Annotated in this window: 22 protein-coding genes and 1 tRNA gene; 15 read left to right on the top strand and 8 right to left on the bottom strand. The window is 52.3% G+C overall.

From position 1 onward, the window contains the following. The first annotated feature begins 88 nt into the window (after positions 1-88). A complete protein-coding gene (locus EKM86_RS08275) occupies positions 89-880 on the top strand; it encodes a class C sortase (protein ID WP_125756927.1) in 792 nt (263 codons plus the stop codon). Between the two features lie 72 nt (positions 881-952). Here the strand turns inward: EKM86_RS08275 and EKM86_RS08280 are convergent, their stop codons facing one another. Further along, the gene (locus EKM86_RS08280; RefSeq protein WP_125756929.1) at positions 953-3,490 is read right to left on the bottom strand and encodes an excinuclease ABC subunit UvrA; all 2,538 of its coding nucleotides are present in this window, start codon (positions 3,488-3,490) and stop codon (positions 953-955) included. Between the two features lie 33 nt (positions 3,491-3,523). Here EKM86_RS08280 and EKM86_RS08285 point away from each other — a divergent pair, with 33 nt between their 5' ends. Beyond that, entirely contained in the window at positions 3,524-4,255 is a 732-nt protein-coding gene (locus EKM86_RS08285) for a nitroreductase family protein (RefSeq protein ID WP_125756932.1), read from the top strand. Here EKM86_RS08285 and EKM86_RS08290 read toward each other — a convergent pair whose 3' ends face one another. Continuing rightward, positions 4,256-4,678, bottom strand: a complete 423-nt coding sequence (locus tag EKM86_RS08290; RefSeq protein ID WP_125756934.1) for a MarR family winged helix-turn-helix transcriptional regulator — start codon at positions 4,676-4,678, stop codon at positions 4,256-4,258. A gap of 89 nt (positions 4,679-4,767) precedes the next feature. Between EKM86_RS08290 and EKM86_RS08295 the strand changes: the two genes are divergently transcribed. Then, on the top strand, positions 4,768-5,412 hold the full coding sequence (locus EKM86_RS08295) for an HD domain-containing protein (protein WP_125756936.1): 645 nt from the start codon (positions 4,768-4,770) through the stop codon (positions 5,410-5,412). Between the two features lie 86 nt (positions 5,413-5,498). After that, positions 5,499-5,571, top strand: a tRNA-Thr gene (locus EKM86_RS08300). A gap of 125 nt (positions 5,572-5,696) precedes the next feature. Here the strand turns inward: EKM86_RS08300 and EKM86_RS08305 are convergent. From EKM86_RS08305 to EKM86_RS08325, 5 genes are all read right to left on the bottom strand, one after another. Beyond that, complete coding sequence (locus EKM86_RS08305; RefSeq protein WP_125756938.1) at positions 5,697-6,854, bottom strand: site-specific integrase; 1,158 nt, start codon at positions 6,852-6,854, stop codon at positions 5,697-5,699. 195 nt (positions 6,855-7,049) lie between these two features. Then, the gene (locus tag EKM86_RS08310; protein WP_125756940.1) at positions 7,050-7,304 is read right to left on the bottom strand and encodes a hypothetical protein; all 255 of its coding nucleotides are present in this window, start codon (positions 7,302-7,304) and stop codon (positions 7,050-7,052) included. Between the two features lie 411 nt (positions 7,305-7,715). After that, a complete protein-coding gene (locus tag EKM86_RS08315) occupies positions 7,716-8,822 on the bottom strand; it encodes an exonuclease domain-containing protein (RefSeq protein ID WP_125756942.1) in 1,107 nt (368 codons plus the stop codon). A 20-nt stretch (positions 8,823-8,842) separates the two neighbouring features. After that, on the bottom strand, positions 8,843-9,253 hold the full coding sequence (locus EKM86_RS08320) for an ImmA/IrrE family metallo-endopeptidase (RefSeq protein ID WP_225419387.1): 411 nt from the start codon (positions 9,251-9,253) through the stop codon (positions 8,843-8,845). Next, positions 9,237-9,584, bottom strand: coding sequence for a helix-turn-helix domain-containing protein (locus tag EKM86_RS08325; RefSeq protein ID WP_125756946.1), 348 nt, complete (start codon positions 9,582-9,584; stop codon positions 9,237-9,239). Before EKM86_RS08325 ends, EKM86_RS08320 begins: the two co-directional genes overlap by 17 nt. A gap of 256 nt (positions 9,585-9,840) precedes the next feature. Between EKM86_RS08325 and EKM86_RS08330 the strand changes: the two genes are divergently transcribed. Then, the gene (locus tag EKM86_RS08330) at positions 9,841-10,056 is read left to right on the top strand and encodes a helix-turn-helix domain-containing protein (protein WP_164506220.1); all 216 of its coding nucleotides are present in this window, start codon (positions 9,841-9,843) and stop codon (positions 10,054-10,056) included. Next, positions 10,053-10,799: a Rha family transcriptional regulator gene (locus tag EKM86_RS08335; RefSeq protein WP_125756950.1), complete on the top strand. Its 747-nt coding sequence runs from the start codon at positions 10,053-10,055 to the stop codon at positions 10,797-10,799. Before EKM86_RS08330 ends, EKM86_RS08335 begins: the two co-directional genes overlap by 4 nt. 143 nt (positions 10,800-10,942) lie before the next feature. Here the strand turns inward: EKM86_RS08335 and EKM86_RS08340 are convergent, their stop codons facing one another. Then, entirely contained in the window at positions 10,943-11,113 is a 171-nt protein-coding gene (locus EKM86_RS08340; RefSeq protein WP_225419388.1) for a zinc ribbon-containing protein, read from the bottom strand. Between the two features lie 128 nt (positions 11,114-11,241). Here EKM86_RS08340 and EKM86_RS12390 point away from each other — a divergent pair, with 128 nt between their 5' ends. The 9 genes from EKM86_RS12390 to EKM86_RS08385 all read left to right on the top strand — a co-directional run bounded on the left by EKM86_RS12390 (position 11,242) and on the right by EKM86_RS08385 (position 18,233). Then, positions 11,242-11,448 carry a hypothetical protein gene (locus tag EKM86_RS12390; RefSeq protein ID WP_164506221.1) on the top strand — a complete coding sequence of 69 codons (207 nt, stop codon included), beginning with the start codon at positions 11,242-11,244 and terminating at the stop codon, positions 11,446-11,448. 187 nt (positions 11,449-11,635) lie between these two features. Then, on the top strand, positions 11,636-11,950 hold the full coding sequence (locus EKM86_RS08350) for a DUF771 domain-containing protein (RefSeq protein WP_125756956.1): 315 nt from the start codon (positions 11,636-11,638) through the stop codon (positions 11,948-11,950). A gap of 427 nt (positions 11,951-12,377) precedes the next feature. Continuing rightward, complete coding sequence (locus EKM86_RS08355) at positions 12,378-12,599, top strand: hypothetical protein (RefSeq protein ID WP_125756958.1); 222 nt, start codon at positions 12,378-12,380, stop codon at positions 12,597-12,599. A 17-nt stretch (positions 12,600-12,616) separates the two neighbouring features. After that, the gene (locus tag EKM86_RS08360; RefSeq protein WP_125756960.1) at positions 12,617-13,102 is read left to right on the top strand and encodes a siphovirus Gp157 family protein; all 486 of its coding nucleotides are present in this window, start codon (positions 12,617-12,619) and stop codon (positions 13,100-13,102) included. Beyond that, positions 13,103-13,336 carry a helix-turn-helix transcriptional regulator gene (locus tag EKM86_RS08365; RefSeq protein ID WP_125756962.1) on the top strand — a complete coding sequence of 78 codons (234 nt, stop codon included), beginning with the start codon at positions 13,103-13,105 and terminating at the stop codon, positions 13,334-13,336. Then, entirely contained in the window at positions 13,337-14,092 is a 756-nt protein-coding gene (locus EKM86_RS08370) for an AAA family ATPase (protein WP_125756963.1), read from the top strand. Beyond that, positions 14,019-15,326 (top strand): DEAD/DEAH box helicase, encoded by a 1,308-nt coding sequence (locus tag EKM86_RS08375; RefSeq protein WP_125756965.1) that lies wholly within the window; start codon positions 14,019-14,021, stop codon positions 15,324-15,326. Before EKM86_RS08370 ends, EKM86_RS08375 begins: the two co-directional genes overlap by 74 nt. Before the next feature lie 60 nt (positions 15,327-15,386). After that, positions 15,387-15,917, top strand: coding sequence for a DUF669 domain-containing protein (locus EKM86_RS08380; protein WP_125756967.1), 531 nt, complete (start codon positions 15,387-15,389; stop codon positions 15,915-15,917). 15 nt (positions 15,918-15,932) lie between these two features. After that, positions 15,933-18,233: a phage/plasmid primase, P4 family gene (locus EKM86_RS08385; RefSeq protein ID WP_125756969.1), complete on the top strand. Its 2,301-nt coding sequence runs from the start codon at positions 15,933-15,935 to the stop codon at positions 18,231-18,233. The last annotated feature ends 72 nt before the right edge of the window (positions 18,234-18,305 follow it).

Genomic DNA, 18,305 nt, shown 5'->3' on the forward strand with positions numbered 1-18,305 from the left:
TGAAACACCAAAGCAGCGCAGTCCCGTGTGAATCGTGGGATTGCGCTGCTTTTTTGAAATTCTATGAATAATCCAGGCTGATTTATTTGTGATCATCGTCTTTTTCACCGGCTTGGCCGTGTTTGCCTATCCGTTCGTGGCGCGAGCGGTCAACTTTGTGGTCACGGATTATCGCCTTAAACGCGACGCCGAGACGGCCAAGGAGAATGCCGCGAAGCGAGAAAAAGAGCAGAAAGAATTCAACGAGGAACTGGCAAGAGTGGGGATGCGACCCAATGCAGACGTGTTCCATCAACCGGGCCAGGGGATCCAGGATGTCAGCGCGCTGAAAAAGCACCTGATCGGCGCGGTGACGATTCCCAAGTTGAATGTCAATCTGCCGCTGTACGACACCGTGAATGACACCATTTTGGAATCCGGCGCGGCTGTGCTGCCAGGGACAAGTTACCCGACTGGGGGAAAAAGCACCCACACGGTCGTTTCCGCGCACAGCGGGGTCCCAAGCAAGACAATGTTTGACGACCTGGAGGACCTGAAAAAAGGCCAACAGTTCATCATCACCGTGAATGACAAGCACCTAGCCTACAAGGTCAACAAAATTGAGGTGATTGAACCGGACGATACCTCCAGCCTCAAGATTGAAGCCGGAAAAGACCTTGCGACGCTGATGACGTGCACGCCGGTAGGCATCAACTCCCACCGGCTGCTGGTCACCGGTTACCGCGTGCCTTACACAGAGGCGACGGCCAAGGCGGCGCGTGAAGGCGACCGCCGCGCCTGGTGGCAGAACCTCGGCATCATCGCGGCTGCCGTGGTTGGTCTCGGCGCACTGATCACGCTGATCGTCCGCGCCGTGAAAAAACATCGCGTCGTTCGCTGAGCGACTAGAGCAAAAAGAGCGCTGAAGCCTTGCCAGAAACTGGCAGACTTCAACGCTCTTCTTTTTGCATGATCAGGCTTTAAACTTGGCCAAGTGCGCCTTGAGGAAGGCACCGGTGTGACCGTCAGTGCTTTGTGCCACTTCTTTTGGTGTGCCGCAGGCGACAATTTGGCCGCCGAACCGCCCACCTTCCGGCCCAAGATCGAGCAGGTAATCCGCGTTGGCGAGCACATCCAGGTCATGCTCAATGGTCAAAACGGTCCCGCCGGCATCAATCAGACGCTGGAATACTTGCAGCAGGGTCGCCACGTCCAGGGGATGCAGGCCGACGGAAGGCTCATCGAACACAAACAAGGTGCCTTTCTGGGTTCGGCCCATGTGGGCGGTCAGCTTTAACCGCTGGGCTTCGCCACCCGATAGGGACGGGGTGCTTTCACCCAGGTGCAGGTACCCGAGCCCCATGTCGTGCAGCGTCTGCAAAGTCGCTTCGATGGCGGCCTCGCCTTTAAAGACAGGCAGCGCGGCGTCGACCGATAAGTCGAGCAGGTCCGCGATGGATTGACCGTGCCACTTCACGTCCAGGACTTCTGGGTTGTAACGGCGGCCGCCACAGGTCGGGCAGACTTGCTGCATATCCGGCAGGTACTGAATGTCCAAGCTGATCTGCCCAGTCCCCCCGCAGGTTGGGCACGCGCCGGCAGTGACGTTGTAGGAAAAATTGCTGGCGGTGTAGCCGCGCTGCTGACTTTCCGGCAGGCCGGCAAACAGGTCGCGCAGGCGGTCCAAAATATTGGTGTAGGTGGCAACGGTGGAGCGCACATTCTTGCCGACTGGGCTGGCGTCGATGGCCACGACTCGCCGCAGTCCGCCGCGGTGCAGGTCCTTGACAAAACTCGGGGCCGGGTTGGTTTTAGTGGCTGTCAGCGCTGGCACCAGCGCGTCGAAGACCAAGGTCGACTTGCCGGCGCCGGAAAAGCCGGAAACCACGCTGAGCTGGTTGACCGGAAACTGAACGGTTAAATTGTGCAGGTTGAACCGGTCCGTGACGGTCAGGCCGTACCACTTTTTGACGGTGGTTGTCTTTGCCTCAGCAGTCGGGCGCACGATCATCTTGGCACGGCCGGTCAGGTACGGCCCAATCAGCGAGTTCGACTGTTTGGCGACTGCGGCCGGCGTGCCTTGATTCAGCAAGCGCCCGCCCGCCTCACCGGCCCCAGGGCCGATTTCCAGCACCTCGTCGGCGGCGTCAATGATTGCCGTGTCGTGGTCGACCACGACGACTGAGTTGCCTTGGTTGACCAAACTGCGCATGACGTCGATCAGGCCGGCAACATTTGCCGGGTGCAGGCCGATCGAAGGCTCATCAAGCACGTAAAGGACCCCGGTGGTTTGGGTGCGCAGCGTGCGAGCCAGCTGGATGCGCTGAAGCTCGCCGGTGGACAGCGTGGCGCCGGCGCGGCTGAGCTGCAGGTAGGACAGGCCGAGGTCGATCAGCGGCTTGAGTACCGTGGTCAGCTCGCGCAGCACATCGTGCGCCAGCGCTTGCATGTCATCCGGCAGCCAGGTGTAAATGGTCGGAATGAAGGCTTCCAGCTCGCTGAGGGTCATGTCTGAGACCTCGGCGATGTTTTTGCCGTTGATCAGCTGGTGCAGGAGCTCTGGACGAAAGCGGGAGCCGTGGCAGGTCGGGCAGACGTCGAAGCGATAGAACCGGTTCAGGCGGGTGATGGCCCGCTCGTTAGTGGTGGTGGCCATCGAGTCTTCAACGGCGTTAAAGGCATTTTCGTACATCGCATTGTTCATGTGGAAAATTTTGCCGGTCTTGGACGGAATGTTGATGGCGTAGGTCTGCTTTTTACCGTGCCAGACCATTTCTTGCTGAGCCGCAGGCAGATCCTTGAACGGGGTGTCGATGTCGATGCCGATCTGCTGGGCCACATTCATCATAAAATTGCGGCCAGGCAGGCGCCATGAGGCCACGGCCCCTTGGCGGATGGTCAGCGATTGATCGGGGATCAGCCGCTCTGGCGCAAGGGTGCGCGCAACTCCTGTGCCATTGCAGGTGGGACAGGCACCCGCCGAATTGAAGGCGAAGTCCTCAGCGCCAAACGCCTTAAACTGGGCCCCACAAACGGGACAGGTCAGCATGCCCATGCCGCTGCCTGGCTGATTTGGCAGGTCCATGAGCCGGGCGATTGTCAGCGTTGGCGGCAGCTGGTGGCCGTTGGGGCAGCGCACCGACCCCAGCCGGGAAAAGGCCAGACGCAGCACATTTAGCGCCTCGGTTGTCGTGCCGACGGTAGAGCGAATGCCAGGCACAACCGGGCGCTGACGCAGTGCAATGGCACTGGGAATGTGCTCGATCGACTCGACCTGCGCGTGGCCGACCTGGCCCAGGCGGCGCCGGGTGTAGGTCGAAAGGGCAGACACGTAACGGCGCATGCCTTCCGCGTAAAGGACGCCCATTGCCAGTGAGGACTTGCCGGAGCCAGAGCGGCCGGTGATGGCGACCAGCTGGTGCAAGGGGATGTCGACGTCGAGGCGTTTGAGATTGTGCACGGCTGCCCCGCGCACCTTAATTGCTTCTGGAATCGTGGTAGACTTAGACATTAGAAAACCTTCTTTGAGAAAAGAGTGAATTTTATGACCAATGATCATAGCGGGTTGCATCACCGCAGTATTCGCAAATTCAGTGCGGCCCCGAGCCTTGCGCAGCAGCGAGCGCTGGAGGACGTGGCCCAGGCGACGGCCTCCAGTAACTTCTTGCAGCAGGTCACGCTGATTAAGGTGACCGATCCGCAAAAGCGTCAGCAGATTGCGGACCTCACGAACTGCCCGTTTGTGGCGGGCGATGGCCTGCTTTACGTGTTTGTGCTGGACCAGCACCGCAATATCGAAACTGCTCACCTGACTGAAGACCAGGCGGCTCATTTTACCGGTTGGGCCGGCTTTTTCGGCGGGGTGGCCGACGCTGAACTGGCCGCGCAGAATGTGCTGGCCGAAGCCGAGCGAAGCGGGCTTGGTGGGTGCTTTCTGGGCAGCGTCTTGAATGACCCGCGGCAGATGATCGCCTTGCTGGCCTTGCCGCGCTTCACGTTTCCGGTGCTTGGCCTGATGGTTGGCGTGCCGGCGGAAGCGCCGCAGCAAAAGCCGCGGCTGCCGCACTCCGCCGTGGTGGGTGAGAATACCTATCCGGCCGCCCAGGACCTTAAGGATTATGATACCACCCTGAACAATTATTACCGGACCCGGGCGTGGAACGCCCGCGAGGAGACGTTCACCGATAGCCTTTTGGCGTATACAAAAACCGACCTCCATCATCGTCTGGAGATCGGTCAGATTTTGCGCGAGCAGGGTTTTCACCTGCCGCAGTGATCACTCATCGGCGCCGACCAGGACCTCATTGGCCTGGTCGAGCAGATTGATCAGCTTGTTGAACTTTTTCTTGCCGAGACCATCGCGCAGCGCGTTCATCGGCTTGAAGTAGTCATCGCTCATGTCGCGTACCGCCTGCTTGCCGGCCTCAGTGAGGGTCAGGGTGAAGCTGCGGTTATCTTCGGGGTCGATGGTCTTCATGAGCAGCTGATCATCGAGGAGCGGCCCCATCATTTTCGTGATTGCCGCCTTGGACAAGCCCATCGCCTCGGCGAGCTCAGTGGGCGTTGGCGGCACCGGTTCCGCGGCAACCCAAAACAGCAGGTTCTGCTGGGCAACGGGGCGGCCCTCGGCGCCGTCGCTGGGCGTCAGGCGGCTAAACTGATTCAGGGTCTGATTGATTTGTAAGTGGCGCAATTTCACAGTACCACGTCCTTTCGCGGCGGGCTTTCGGTCACTACCTTAAGCATACCGAGATGAAGGCGTGAAACGCAAAGGAAAAGGAGCGGCTGATGACCCAAGAAGAACAATTGATGGCCTACGCGCAAAAGGTGCTTGGCAAAGACGCGAGCGGCCACAACATGGACCACATTCGCCGGGTGGTGGCGACCACCAAGACGCTGCTCAAGGGCACGCCGACCGCTGATCCGACTATCGCGCTGGCGGCGGCGACCCTGCATGACACATACGACGATAAGCTGGTGGCTGATGTGGAAGCGGCCAAAAAGCGGACCGTGGCGGCGATGACCGCAGCCGGATTGACGGCGGTTCAGCAAACTGCCGTGCTCGCCATCATCGATCACATGAGTTTTAAGGCCAGTCTGGCGGGCAAACAGCCGCTAAGTCTGGAAGGTCAGTTGGTGCAAGACGCCGACCGGCTCGACGCGATCGGCGCCATCGGCATTGCCCGCGCCATGATGTACGGCGGCGCGCATGCCACCCGCCTGTACGACCCGGCTATGCCGCCGCGCACGCAGCTGGACGCGGCCAGCTACCGGCAAGGTGAGAGCACCATCATCAATCATTTTCACGAAAAGCTCCTGCACTTAGCCGCTCAGATGAACACGCCAGCCGCCCGGCAGCTCGCCGCGCATCGCCAGCAGGTGATGACAGATTACTTGGCCGAGTTTGGCGCGGAGTGGCGCGGCGAAAAATGAGACACTTTTTAGGCGTGTAGGGTTGCAAGGCACTGGGGATATATAGTATATTGTTTAGGCAGTTGTTTTTAGGTAAACAACCTCATGCCGTTTTAGCTCAGCAGGTAGAGCGCATCCATGGTAAGGATGAGGTCACCGGTTCAAATCCGGTAAACGGCTTTTTTTGTACTTTGTTGGTCTTCGTTGAGTAGCAGGAACGCCTATATAAAGGCATTCCTGCTTTTTTCTTTTCGTTGATTTTCGTCGCTTTTTGAGCCGAGTGGGACAAAAGTGGGACAAACGGTTCAGAGCTCAGCCAGCGCCAGCACGGCTTTTGAGGCCTGTTCGTTTTCAAAGTCTTTCAGCAAGTGGGCATATGTCGTCAAAGTGATTTGTATATTTGAGTGACCCAGTCGGTGGGAGATGTATGTGATCGTGCAGCCTTTACTGATGAGGTAGGACACGTGAGTATGACGCAGTCCGTGAAAAGTAATACGGGGATGGATGTCCAAACGGTCTTCAACAGCATGCAATGTCTTATTACATCCGTACTCACCGGGGACCTGGCCCAGTGGATTACGGAAGATGAGATTTTTGTCATCTCGCCGGCCCATCTTTAAATTGTACGCGTATTGCTCATATTTTAGCTGTTTCAGTAGTTTTAGAAGGTCATCCGGTACAGAGATGGTACGCACGCTTGATGGCGTCTTAGTGGGCTTAAATCCCGTATTATGGACATAGTCCCATGATTTACTTATAGAGACGGTTTTATTTTTGAAATCCAAGTCCGTCCATTGCAGGGCGAGAATTTCAGAAATGCGCGCGCCAGTCAGGATTCCGGTCGCAATCACGTAGTAGGTAATTGCAGATAGTGAAGCATGGTTGAAGGCGTAGGACTTGACCCTGGCGAAATCCTCCACCTCTAAGTATTTGAGACTTGCGGATTTTCCCTTGTGTCCCGGATTAACAGCTCCGCGGGTGAAATTAGAGTAAATAATTTGATCGTCAATGGCATTGTTGACCATCGTGCGCACATAGCCATTTAGTCGGCCAACTAAATCTTTTGATCGTGGTTTGCGCTCGTGTGTCTTGGGGTCAGTCGGACCGGCTGCATAGTCGTTAAGAAAGGTCTGCCAATCGCTCTTGGTTATCTCGCGGAGTTTCTGATCACCCCAGTAGCCTTCCAGTGCCTTCCGTAGCGTCTTGTAACGACTCTCAGTGATCATGGCGTGCTTGCCCTGTTTGTATGCCCCAATCCAAGTGTCCCAGTATTCTAACAGGGAAATGTCCATCCTATCCATCTGGGCGCCGCGTCGATATTTCCGCTCAATTTCTGCAGCTTCCGTAGCTGCCAGTGCTTTGGTGCGGTATCCACTATTGGAGATCACTTGTTTTACGCCGTGATTGTCGGTGTAGGCGACTCTGTATTCCCATGTCTTACCGCGTTTCCGAAATGATGCCATGATATCTACCTCCATGTGATATACTGGAGTACGCAAAGAGCGCACTCGTGGTGCTGTTTGTCCTAGCGTCTACCCGACCGGCCAAGGTTATGGGGTAGGCGCTTTTTCTATACTATATTGGAACAGCAATTTCATTGGCTATGATGTAATGCTAGCTTTTATGAGTTTCATAATATGGTCCTCCTTTATGGCAAATTATTTGTTTGATTTTGGACCATACACATGCTTAATGAATTGTGGCGTTTCAGAAAGCTTACTTTTATTCTTGATTTTCTTTATTGATACAACAATACAATTGTTAAGCTCAACTTTTTCTTTGGCAGTAAACTCTTGTGAATTTGAAATATCGAGCAAGACGGAACACTCGTACTTTTTTACTGGCACGGCTTCGAAATTAGTCCACTTCTTATCCTCAAACTTATAAATGCTAACTATTACAGAGTTTTCCATAAGCGTTCCTCCAATAAATCGTTTTAGGCATTGATTGGATAAGTAGTTCAACACCCGTTGGTCGGCTCGCACGACCATGCCGCTAGACGGGTTTTGTTGCGCAGGTGCTACTTATCTGTGTGGCGCCAGTGGAATATGAATAGCAACGAAGACACTATTAGCATGATTGCCCCGTTGAATAGCTGCTGGTAGAGGTAGATACCGGGCTGTGCGGACTTGTCGAACCAGATCAGCGATGAAATACCAGATACAACGGTGTATAGCGAAATCAAAGCAACTACAAGACAAACCAAGCATGCTGCATACATATATAAGTTCTTGATCTTCATGCTGATTCTCCTTTCAGATTAACGCCCACGGCCCGAGTTGCACGGGCCAGATAATGCTACGGGTTAGTTCAGCACGAACAGGTTAAGCTGATTTTGCCAGAGCAATAAGGTCATCGTACCCTATTGTTTTTATTTTTTCGCCTGTTGATTGCAGACTTATTGCGGACAGTTCCTTTGCACTATGCAATCCATCAGTTAAGCTATCTGATATTTGTTGGCCATCAACTAGGTAGTCAGTTTTTCTTGATACGCTGCTGGTTACACGTCCACCATGTTGGACTATAAATGCCGCTATGTCGTCCCTGCTTGCTTGGATAAATTGTCCAGTAATTGCGAATCTCAATCCGTCTAATTCATGTGATGTCTCCAGCTTGGGCCGATCAACACGAGCGAGACTATCATCTCTAAGGTGTTGATATACGATCATATTTGTTTTGCAATCTGCAATAGCGTTGTGAGACACAGATTCAATTCCAAAATAATCTTTCAGCGTTGGTAGTTTTAGATTAGGCAATTCTTCTGGAAATGTTTTTGTTCGAGCTAGTCTCCAAGTGTCAAGAGCTTCTATGTCGGTGCGGTAGAAGCCGTTACTTATTATGAAGGGGACATCGAACCTGATTATATTGTGGCCGACCAACGGTAGATTAGCTGCGAAGGCCGAAAACTGTTGCATGGCAGTCTCAATTCCTGGAGCATTTGCAACGGTATCATTGGAAATACCAGTTAAATAAACGATTTTTTCGGGGATGGGAGCATTCGGATGAATATAGCAATCGAAAGTGTCAGTAATTTTGTCATTTTTAACTTTTAACGCAGACAACTGAATGATTTCGTCATCTGCTGGCCGAAGACCTGTTGTTTCAATATCAAATACTATGTAGTCATACAGCTTCCTTCGTAGTTTGTGGACTATCGGAGCAGCGTCAGCTTTTGCTGTTGTTTGGGAGATACTAACCTCCTGAAGCTGATTTTCTGAGTTATGCGATTCATCGGGATCTTTGGGAACAGCTGTGGGGGAGTTTGGCGTATATATTTTTTTCTTGGATGAAACCGCGTGCTTGTATAAAAGCAGATAAATTAAAATGACAGACGATCCCAAAACCAAAAATGCCCAGTATTTAATAACTAGCATAATCACAACAACCAGTATCAGAGATCCAACGCAGCCTAAGCCCGATTTGCTTTTCATTTTCATTCCTCCACGAGTATCTATGAATAGTATTGATTTATAGATTCGAGTGCCCATTCATACATTGATTCTGGAATATGGAATGCATCAACGAATCTCTGTACGTTAGCATCCTCCTGATCTGTTTCGGCGAAGTATAGCGGTACCAGGAGCGCCACGGCGTCACGGTTAGCCTGTCCCTCGATGCCGTCCTTGGACGGGGTAAAGTATAAAACGTTGCTGTCACCGTTCAACACATGGCTAATCTCATGAGCCAAATGGAATGGCAACTGTGCCCGAATATGCCAATTGGCGTTGATCATCACACGTCTGGTTGCTGAATCAGACGCACTGGGTGTCAACGGTGACAGTGAGTCTTCAACCTGGACAATGATTTTGTTGTCCATGGCAAAGTTGTACAGCGCCCAGAAGCACTCAGCGCTTGTGTTCATCTTTGCCACCCCGCAGGAAGCGCCTGATCGTCTCCAAATCCTCTGGCGGAATTTGTTTTCCCTCAAAGCTCAGGATAATGTCTTCGTCGGCAAGATCAGTTGGCTTATGAGAGCCGGTTTTTGGAGCAGGGATTGGATTGTCAGTATTACCGATTAGATAATCCACGCTTACATTCAATACGTCGGCGACAGCTTGAATTCGCTCGACGGATGGTCGCTTTTTCTTCCAAGAATAGAGGCTGTTAATCCCAAGACCAGCCTTTTGAGCAGTTTGCTGAAGTGACCAACCTCTATTGTTGGATGTTTCTTTTACTCTTTCAAATAAAGTCATATCAAGGCTCCTTAGACCTCGACAAGTTATATTACTCGAAAGTTTTAAAAACTAGTTGACGTTTTTACTCCATCGAGTTATAGTTTACTCATCAAGTAGTTAGCAACAACTTAACAAGCCTTTACAAGTTCGGTCTTTGGCGAGAATGGCTTGTAAAGTGCACTGTGTATTGGTTATTTACTATGCCTGTATTTTACTTCATCGAGTTAAACTTAGCAACTACTTGATAACTAATCATAGAAAGGAGAAAAGCGTAATGCCAGACAAGATTGAAAAGGCTGTGAACGACTTTGCTGATGCCGTTTATCGTGCCCGGCGTGCAAAGGGGTGGAGCCAGAAAGAACTTGGTGAACACATCGGTGAATCTCAACCAGAAGTCAGTCGCGCGCTTTCCGGTATGGTTACGCCTAAGGCCAACGCCGTCCGGCAGAAGATTGTCAATATTTTAGGAATGGAGGAAACAACGCGATGAATGAATTAGTAATCATGCACGATCAACAAGCAGTCACCACCAGCTTGAAAGTCGCAGAAGTATTTAAAAAGAGCCACCGGCATGTACTTGAAGCGATTCGTGACTTGTTAGGGGGTATGCCGAAAAGTGGGCAGACCCCACAGATGTTTGTTGAAGGCAACTACACCAACGAACAAAACGGTCAGTCTTACCCGATGTACTACATGAACCGCGACGGATTCACACTGTTGGCGATGGGTTTCACTGGTAGCAAAGCGATGGAATTCAAATTAGCTTACATCCAAGCATTCAATCAGATGGAGCAAGAGGTTCGCTTAGGAATTCCACAGACGTTGCCTGAGGCGTTGCGCTTGGCGGCTGATCAAGCTGAACAAATCGAACAACAAAAGAAGACGATTGCGCTTCAAGCACCTAAGGCGTTGTTCGCGGATGCCGTGGCAACCAGCCATACGAGTATCCTCATTGGTGACTTAGCCAAGCTTATGCGCCAGAACGGTGTGGATATTGGCCAAAATAGGCTGTTCGGTTGGCTGAGAGATCACGGCTATCTGATTGGCAAGGGTGACCGTCGAAACATGCCAACGCAACGTGCGATGGACTTGGAGCTGTTCGACATCAAGGAACGCACATTCCAGAACCCAGATGGCAGCGTGCGAATCACCAAGACGACCAAGGTAACCGGCAAAGGCCAGCAGTATTTTATCAACAAGTTTCTGCGGACTAACGAACCACAGACAGCCTAAGGAGGCAATCAATATGAAAACAGGATTTTTCAAGACTAACTATTCCAATCGCAAAGGCAAGTATACCTGCCGGTGGATCATGATTTTTGGTAAGTGCTTATTCGTCCAACACAAAAAGGTGGCTTAGGCCACCTCATTACTGATTAAAGCTTTACCCAATTAGTGCCGTTGCACGACGGACATGGTGGAAGCGTGTCCGAAGACTGGTCGAGAGTAATGACCTCGCCACAGTTGGTGCACTTGTAATTGCCAGCACCAGGTTTATCGCCTGTATGATACATGAGATTCGCCTCCTTTATTTGAGATAGGATCATTATCCCACTTATGAAGTAAGCGTAACCATTTTCGAAGGAGAAAAAGAAAAAATGACAGAGCCCTATATGACGATCGAGCTGCGAAGCTTGTGCAGGAGTGGAAATAGTCAATTAAAGGAGGTATCAAAATGAATAAGCGACAACAAAAAAAGAACTTCACTCGAATGGTTGTACAGTCGGGTGAAGTCCCAACAGTAAAACTAGCCAAAGGCCAAGCGGCTAAACCTCAAACTTTTGCCAAGGGAGCTGTTCGACGTAAACCCCTGAAAGAAAATTCACAATATCGTGGCGCCCCAAATACCGAGGCCCTTGGGAAGAATCTTCCATCAAAATAATCGGTCGTGGCAAGTTCTGCGGCGCAGATGTCTGACTCGCAGAAAGATTGTCTTGTGTCAAATAACCGCTTTTGACTTTCAGAACAGTAAAAGTGACGCCTTGTTCCTTCACCACGGCAGCACTGAATCTCATTATTTATCACCTCCTTTCCGAGGTGAATTATCTCACAAAAAGGAGGCATCAGATATGCCACCCACATTAGACCTGATGCCATTAATTCAGGAGGCAATCAAAGCATCCGTGGATCTAGCCGTTGCAGACCAGTTCAAGCACGAACCCGACTATCGCCGCTGGTGGTCAGCAAAGGACGTTCAAGACCGCTACGGTGTCACACCTACGTGGCTGAGTGAACACGTGCTCAACAAGCCGATGTTTCAGCGGCAACTTGACGGGTTCGCATTCAACTACCGCGGTCAGATTGGCTGGCGGTTTGAACCGCTGGCATTCAGCGAGTTCATGCGGAAAGAGTTCAGGAACATAGCAAAGGAGGCTAAGTCATGATGCAGCAAGTTATCGAGTTTGTATTATCACACCCACGGGCCATTCCGGTGGTTATCATGGCGCTCATGATCGGGTACATCATGCGTGATCCAAGGGGGTACTTCGAATGATGCGCGATCAATTCCGCGAGGCTGAACTATCACGCCAGCACGAAGCCTAATGGGAGCCGCAACAGTTTGAAGACTGGAAGGGCAACCCGATCGATGAAAGCCGCGACTATCTCTACTTCAACGGCGAACTGGTTATGCTAGACGAACTGGAAGACTACGTACGCGACGAACTGGGGGCGACAGACTATGAACCTTAGCACATATGAACGCCTGCGCCGCATCAGAAACCTAGCGATTATTCGCGGCAACGGATACGAATGGCTGGAGAAACTAGCGTGGATGAAGATGCAGGAAACCATGAAGGAAGGTGAAACGAAATGAAAGAACACATTTACATGGCGTCTGCTAATGAAATCTATGCAGAAGCCCTTAAACAGAAAATTGATGCAGCCGACCGTATGGCTAGCCTTATTGGAGACGGCGAAGCAATTGATGACATGCAGCGCGCCGCGAACGAGTACGACGCGTTCAGTCACATGGTTGAGTTTATCGAAGCATTAGAAGACAAAAAAGCCGCCGGCATTCAGGCCAACGACTAGAAAGGAAACCAAGGGGTATGAACATATTATACGACCTAACAGATAAATTGACCAGCCTACAACGACAAGCAGAAAGCGGCAACGCTGATCCACAAGCGATTGCTGACACGATGGAAATGGTTGAGGGTGACTTTGAAGACAAGGCAGTCGGCTATGTCCAGGTTTACAAATCAATTGACGCGGACGTCAAAGAGATTGACGCCGAAATCAAGCGTCTGCAAGAACGCAGATCTAGCTTCAAGAACAATGCTAATACGATTAAGCAACGGCTAGTGCAGGCAATGGTTGAAACCGGGCACGAACACATCAAGACGCCCCTGTTCACCATCTACACACGGCGGACAGTCAGCGTGCAAGCACCAGAAGACCCGAATAAGTTGCCACCAGAGTTCATTAAGACCACATTGATGGTCAACAAATCCGACTTGAAGAAAGCATTGCAAGCTGGCCGTGAGGTGCCAAAAGCGCGACTGGTTGAAAACATCGGACTGGGGGTTCGGTAGATGTCCATTGATGAAAAAGGGATTGCAGCCAATCTTCGCCTTTCACGCATTGAAGCCGGGCTTTCCCAGGGCGATGTTGGCAAGCACTTCGGTGTAACACGCCAAGCAGTAAGTATGTGGGAACACGGAATTCACAAAGTTAGTGCAGAACTAGCGGGACAGTTGGCTGAATACTATGGGGTTTCAATCGAAAATATTTACGACCCGTTTCGGGCATTAATGGGGGTGCGGTAGATGCAGCCAATTAAACATGCATCTTCAATTGATCGAACAAAGAACTGGCGAGTTTTGATTTACGGAAAGCCTGGTGTCGGCAAGACATCAGCCATTCGCAATCTTGATGGCAAAACACTCGTGCTAGATCTGGATGACAGTTCCAAAGTGCTATCCGGTGCACCGAACATCGATGTGCAACCATTTGACCGAAGCAAACCAAGCGAAGAATGGAAAGAGTTCCTGAAAAATCTGGCTGAACGTGTTTCCGGATATGACAATCTGGTGATCGACAACGTATCAGCGTTCGAAAAAGACTGGTTTGTCGAACGTGGCCGTGCTAGCAAGAACGGCATTGGAAACGAGATTCAGGATTATGGGCAATGGGCGAATTATTTTTCCCGTATCATGACCATGATCTTCATGGACGCGCCAGTGGACGTACTGGTCACAGCGTGGGAGAACACGCGCGAAGTCACCAGCGAAACCGGTCAGTCATTCAGCCAGTATGCGCCAGCGATTCGCGACAGCGTACGAGATGGCCTGCTGGGCCTGACGGACGTTGTTGGCCGGGTGATGGTCAACCCGAAGACGGGTGGGCGCGGCGTGATTCTCGAAGGCAACGACACGATCTTCGCGAAGAACCGCATCGACGGTCGGAAGTCCGCGTCAATCGAAACACTGTTCGAGTTTGGAGGTGGCGATGACGTACACACTGCATCCGTATCAGCAGAAGCTGGTAAGCCAAGCGCGCCAAAAGCTGGCGCAGGGAAGTAAGTCTGTCCTGCTGGTCAGTCCTGCCGGTTCGGGTAAATCCATTGTGATCGCAGAAATCGCACGACTAGCAACTGAAAAGGGCGGGCACGTGATGTTCACCGTTCACCGCAAAGAGCTAATTGAGCAGATCACCAACACGTTCATCAAGGACGGCGTGGACCTATCACGCTGCACGATCATGACGGTCGGACGTATTGCTCACCGGTTGGGCAAGTTGCCACAGCCGACGCTGATTATCACGGATGAAACGCACCACAGTCTGGCCAAAACATATCGTAAAATCTATGACTTTTATTCCGATGTGCCACGGTTGGGCTTTTCAGCCAGCCCGTGGCGGCTGAGTGGACAAGGTTTGGGGGACGTTTACGACACGATGGTCGAAGGCCCGTCGGTGCGTTGGTTGATTGATAACCACTACCTGGCACCATACGAGTACTACGCGCCAACACTGATTGATGTGCAGAAGTTGAAAAAATCATCCACAGGTGATTACAGCAGCAAGTCGATTGATGATGCGAACAACAAAGTCATTTTTGGCGATGTAGTGAAGCACTACAAAAAGCTGGCGAGTGGCCGCCAAGCAATCGTCTACGCCCACAGCGTGGAAGAAAGCCAACGGGTGGCCGAAACGTTCAACGCGGCAGGCATCACAGCTCGGCACGTTGACAGCAAGACGCCGGCTGGCGATAGAGCTAAAACAATGGCTGCATTCAAAGCTGGGGCTATCAAGATCATCAGCAATGTGGACCTCATCTCGGAAGGGTTCGATGTGCCCGACTGCGGCGTGATTATCATGCTGCGGCCAACGGCATCCCTAGTGCTCGATATTCAGCAGTCCATGCGCGGTATGCGCTATGAATCAGGCAAACGCGCCGTGATTATCGACCACGTGGCGAATGTCTACCGGTTCGGACTGCCGGACGCTGAGCGTGAATGGAGCCTGGCTGATAGGCCGAAAAAGTCGAAACAAGGCAAGTCGGACGGGCCACCGATTAAATCCTGCCCGCAGTGTTATGGCATGGTGCCAGCACAAGCAAGGCAGTGCCCGTTGTGCGGGTACGCGTTCAAGGCTGACGGGTCGGACTTGGAAGTGGACCCGAACGCAGAACTAACGAAACTCACACCAGAGTTTCACATGACGGTTGATTATCCAGTGCGGATGCAGCCGAAGGATGCAAAGTCAATCGAAGACCTGAAACTGATCGCCCACGCCCGTGGGTACAAGAACGGGTGAGTTTATTTTCAGGCGAAGTCACGCGGATTTATCCCAGTCAAAAATTAGGAGGAAACTAACATGTCATTCATCACAACCGATTACAGCAAGAATCAGGACAACGACTTCGCACCACTGCCACAGGGTGAATACGAAATGGTCATCACGCAGGCCGGCGAACGCGCCACTAAGTCTGGCTCGGAATCGCTGCAGTTGCGGCTGACCGTGCGCAACGATCTCGACCAGGCAGAGCCGAACACCAATGGCAAGTATCACAACCGCATCGTGTTCTTCGACAATTGGAAGCGCAAAGCAACCAACCAGTACGACATGGACGGCCTGCAGTACGTTTTGGAAGCTGCGCAGATTCCCGAAGGTACTCCGCTTAACAGCATCGACGAGTTCTGCCAGGCGCTCATTCACAAGCCAGTGCGGGTGTACGTCAAGGTCGAGCACGACGACCAATATGGCGATCGCAACACGGTCGCACCGTGGAACGTCCACAAGAGTAAGTACCCGCAGGTCGCGCACAAGTACAATGATTCGAACGACCTGACCACCGGCTCAACGCCACTGACCAATGAAGAAATTGAAAACGACCTGCCGTTCTAATTAGGAGGAATGCGGATGTATGAAAAAATTCCAGCAGAACTCCGGTCCCTAAAGCAATGGGGACTTTTCCGCCGAATCTGGCAGCCGGCCAAGAAGAAGTACACGAAGATTCCGTACTCTGCACTGACTGGCACGAAGACCAGCTCGACTGACCCGTCGCAGTGGGTGACGTTCGACGAAGCACTCACAGCACTGCAGGCGTATGACTTGGACGGCTTAGGCTTCTTCTTCGCCAACGGTTATGCGGGCATCGATGTGGATCACATTGGCGGTGACCTTGACCGGCTGGCCGCCGGGAATACGGACGATAACACGGCGTGGGAGTTTATGACCGCATTCAAGTCGTACACCGAGCGCTCCATGTCCGGTGAAGGTATCCACATCATCATTAAGGGCGAAGTGCCCGGCACGCGGAGACGTAAGGGCAATGTTGAAATGTACGACTCTGGCCGGTTCTTCGCCATGACAGGTGACGCGATCGGGCCATACCACGACATCAACGTGCCAAGTCAGGACGACTTCAAACGCATCTACTCGAAGTATCTAGAGCCGAAAACGGTCATCAGTCTGCCGAGCGAACGGGAGACGACACCGAACAACCTATCTGAAGATGAGATCATCGGCAAAATGCTTGCGTCAAAGTCTGGCCCGCGCATCAAGCTACTGCTCAATGGCGGATGGGAGAGCCAGTATACCTCGCAATCCGAAGCTGACCTGGCATTCGCGAACGACCTGGCATTCTGGACAGGTCGCGACTTCGCCCGGATGGATAGCATCTTTCGCCAGTCGTCACTGATGCGCGGAAAGTGGGACGAGAAGCACGGTAAGACGACGTACGGCGTCGCCACATTGAACCGGGCAATCAACGACACACGCGAAACGTATCACCCAGAGCGCACGAAGCCGAAGTACCACCTGGGTTTTATCACGAACGACGGTGGACCGAAGAAATTCCCTCCACGCTCGTGGGACGATACCGGTAACGCTGACCGCTTCGTTGACCGTTATGGCAATCTGGCGCGGTACAGCTACGTTGACCACGCTTGGTACATCTATAACGGTAGTTTCTGGGAGTTAGACCAACGCGGTCTACTGCGGTCGATGATCGATGCAGTCGTCGCTGACCTGAAGAATGAGAAACCGAAAACACCGCCGGAAGTAGACCCTGACAAGGCAGAGAAAGAGTGGGCGAAGTTCTGCAAGCAATCACGCAGCAATCGAGCGAAGCGCGGCATGGAGGAAGAACTCCAACACCGCCTGCCGATCACCGCCGACGAATTCGACGCCGATCAGACGCTGCTGAACGTGGATAACGGGTACGTCGATTTATCCGACGGCACGTTGCACGACCACGACATCAAGAAGATGTTCTCCAAGCAGTCCGAAGTCGAATATAGCGACACCGTGGACGCACCGGAGTGGCAGGCGTTCCTGGAGCAGACGTTCGCAGGCGACAAAGACCTGATCGACTACATTCAAAAGGCCGTCGGGTACAGTCTGACTGGCTCTGTAGAAGAGCAAGTGATGTTCATCCTGTACGGCACAGGGCGCAATGGCAAGTCAGTCTTTATGGACACGCTGAAGCACATCGCTGGGAGCTATTCCCGCACGATGCAGGCCAAGTCGATCATGGTGCAGCAGAGCAGTAGCAGCGCGAACAGCGACATCGCCAGGCTGAAAGGCGCGCGGCTGGTATCAGCTAGCGAACCGAACGAAGGCGTGCGGCTCGATGAAGGCCTGATTAAGGAGCTGACCGGCGGTGAGTCAGTCACAGCGCGGTTCCTGTACGGGTCAGAATTCGAGTTCAAGCCTGAATTCAAACTCTGGCTGTCGACCAACCACAAGCCGATCATTCGGGGAACTGATGACGGTATCTGGCGGCGCTTGATGTTGATTCCATTCACCGTGCAAGTACCGGAAAACAAGGTCGACAAGAAACTGACGTACAAGCTCGAACGCGAGTCGGTCGGCATCCTGAACTGGGCCGTGGATGGCGCTCTGAAGTGGCAGCAGGAAGGACTGCAGCCGCCGCAGAGTGTGAAGGACGCGAGCCTGGAATACCGGAATGAGATGGATGTGCTTGAGTTGTTCGTCAGTGACGCGTGTGAGAAAGGACCAGGGTATGAAGCGCCGGCTGGACAGCTATACCAATTGTACGTTCAGTGGTGCGATAAGACCGGCGAATACAAGATGCGCAAGCAGAAATTCAGTGGCGAGATGCAAAAGAAGTTTAACTACGCGAGAAAACGCGATGGCAGATTTTACGTTGGTGTCCGAATTAAGTCTGATCCAAGGCTAAATTGGGCAAAAGTGTGACGGATGGTGTGACGGATGAATTTTCTGGCAAACCATTACAGCCGTAAGGGTACAGCCTATATTTTCTTTCTG

It is taken from the genome of Lacticaseibacillus hegangensis, from assembly GCF_003946465.1.
Lineage (GTDB): Bacteria > Bacillota > Bacilli > Lactobacillales > Lactobacillaceae > Lacticaseibacillus > Lacticaseibacillus hegangensis.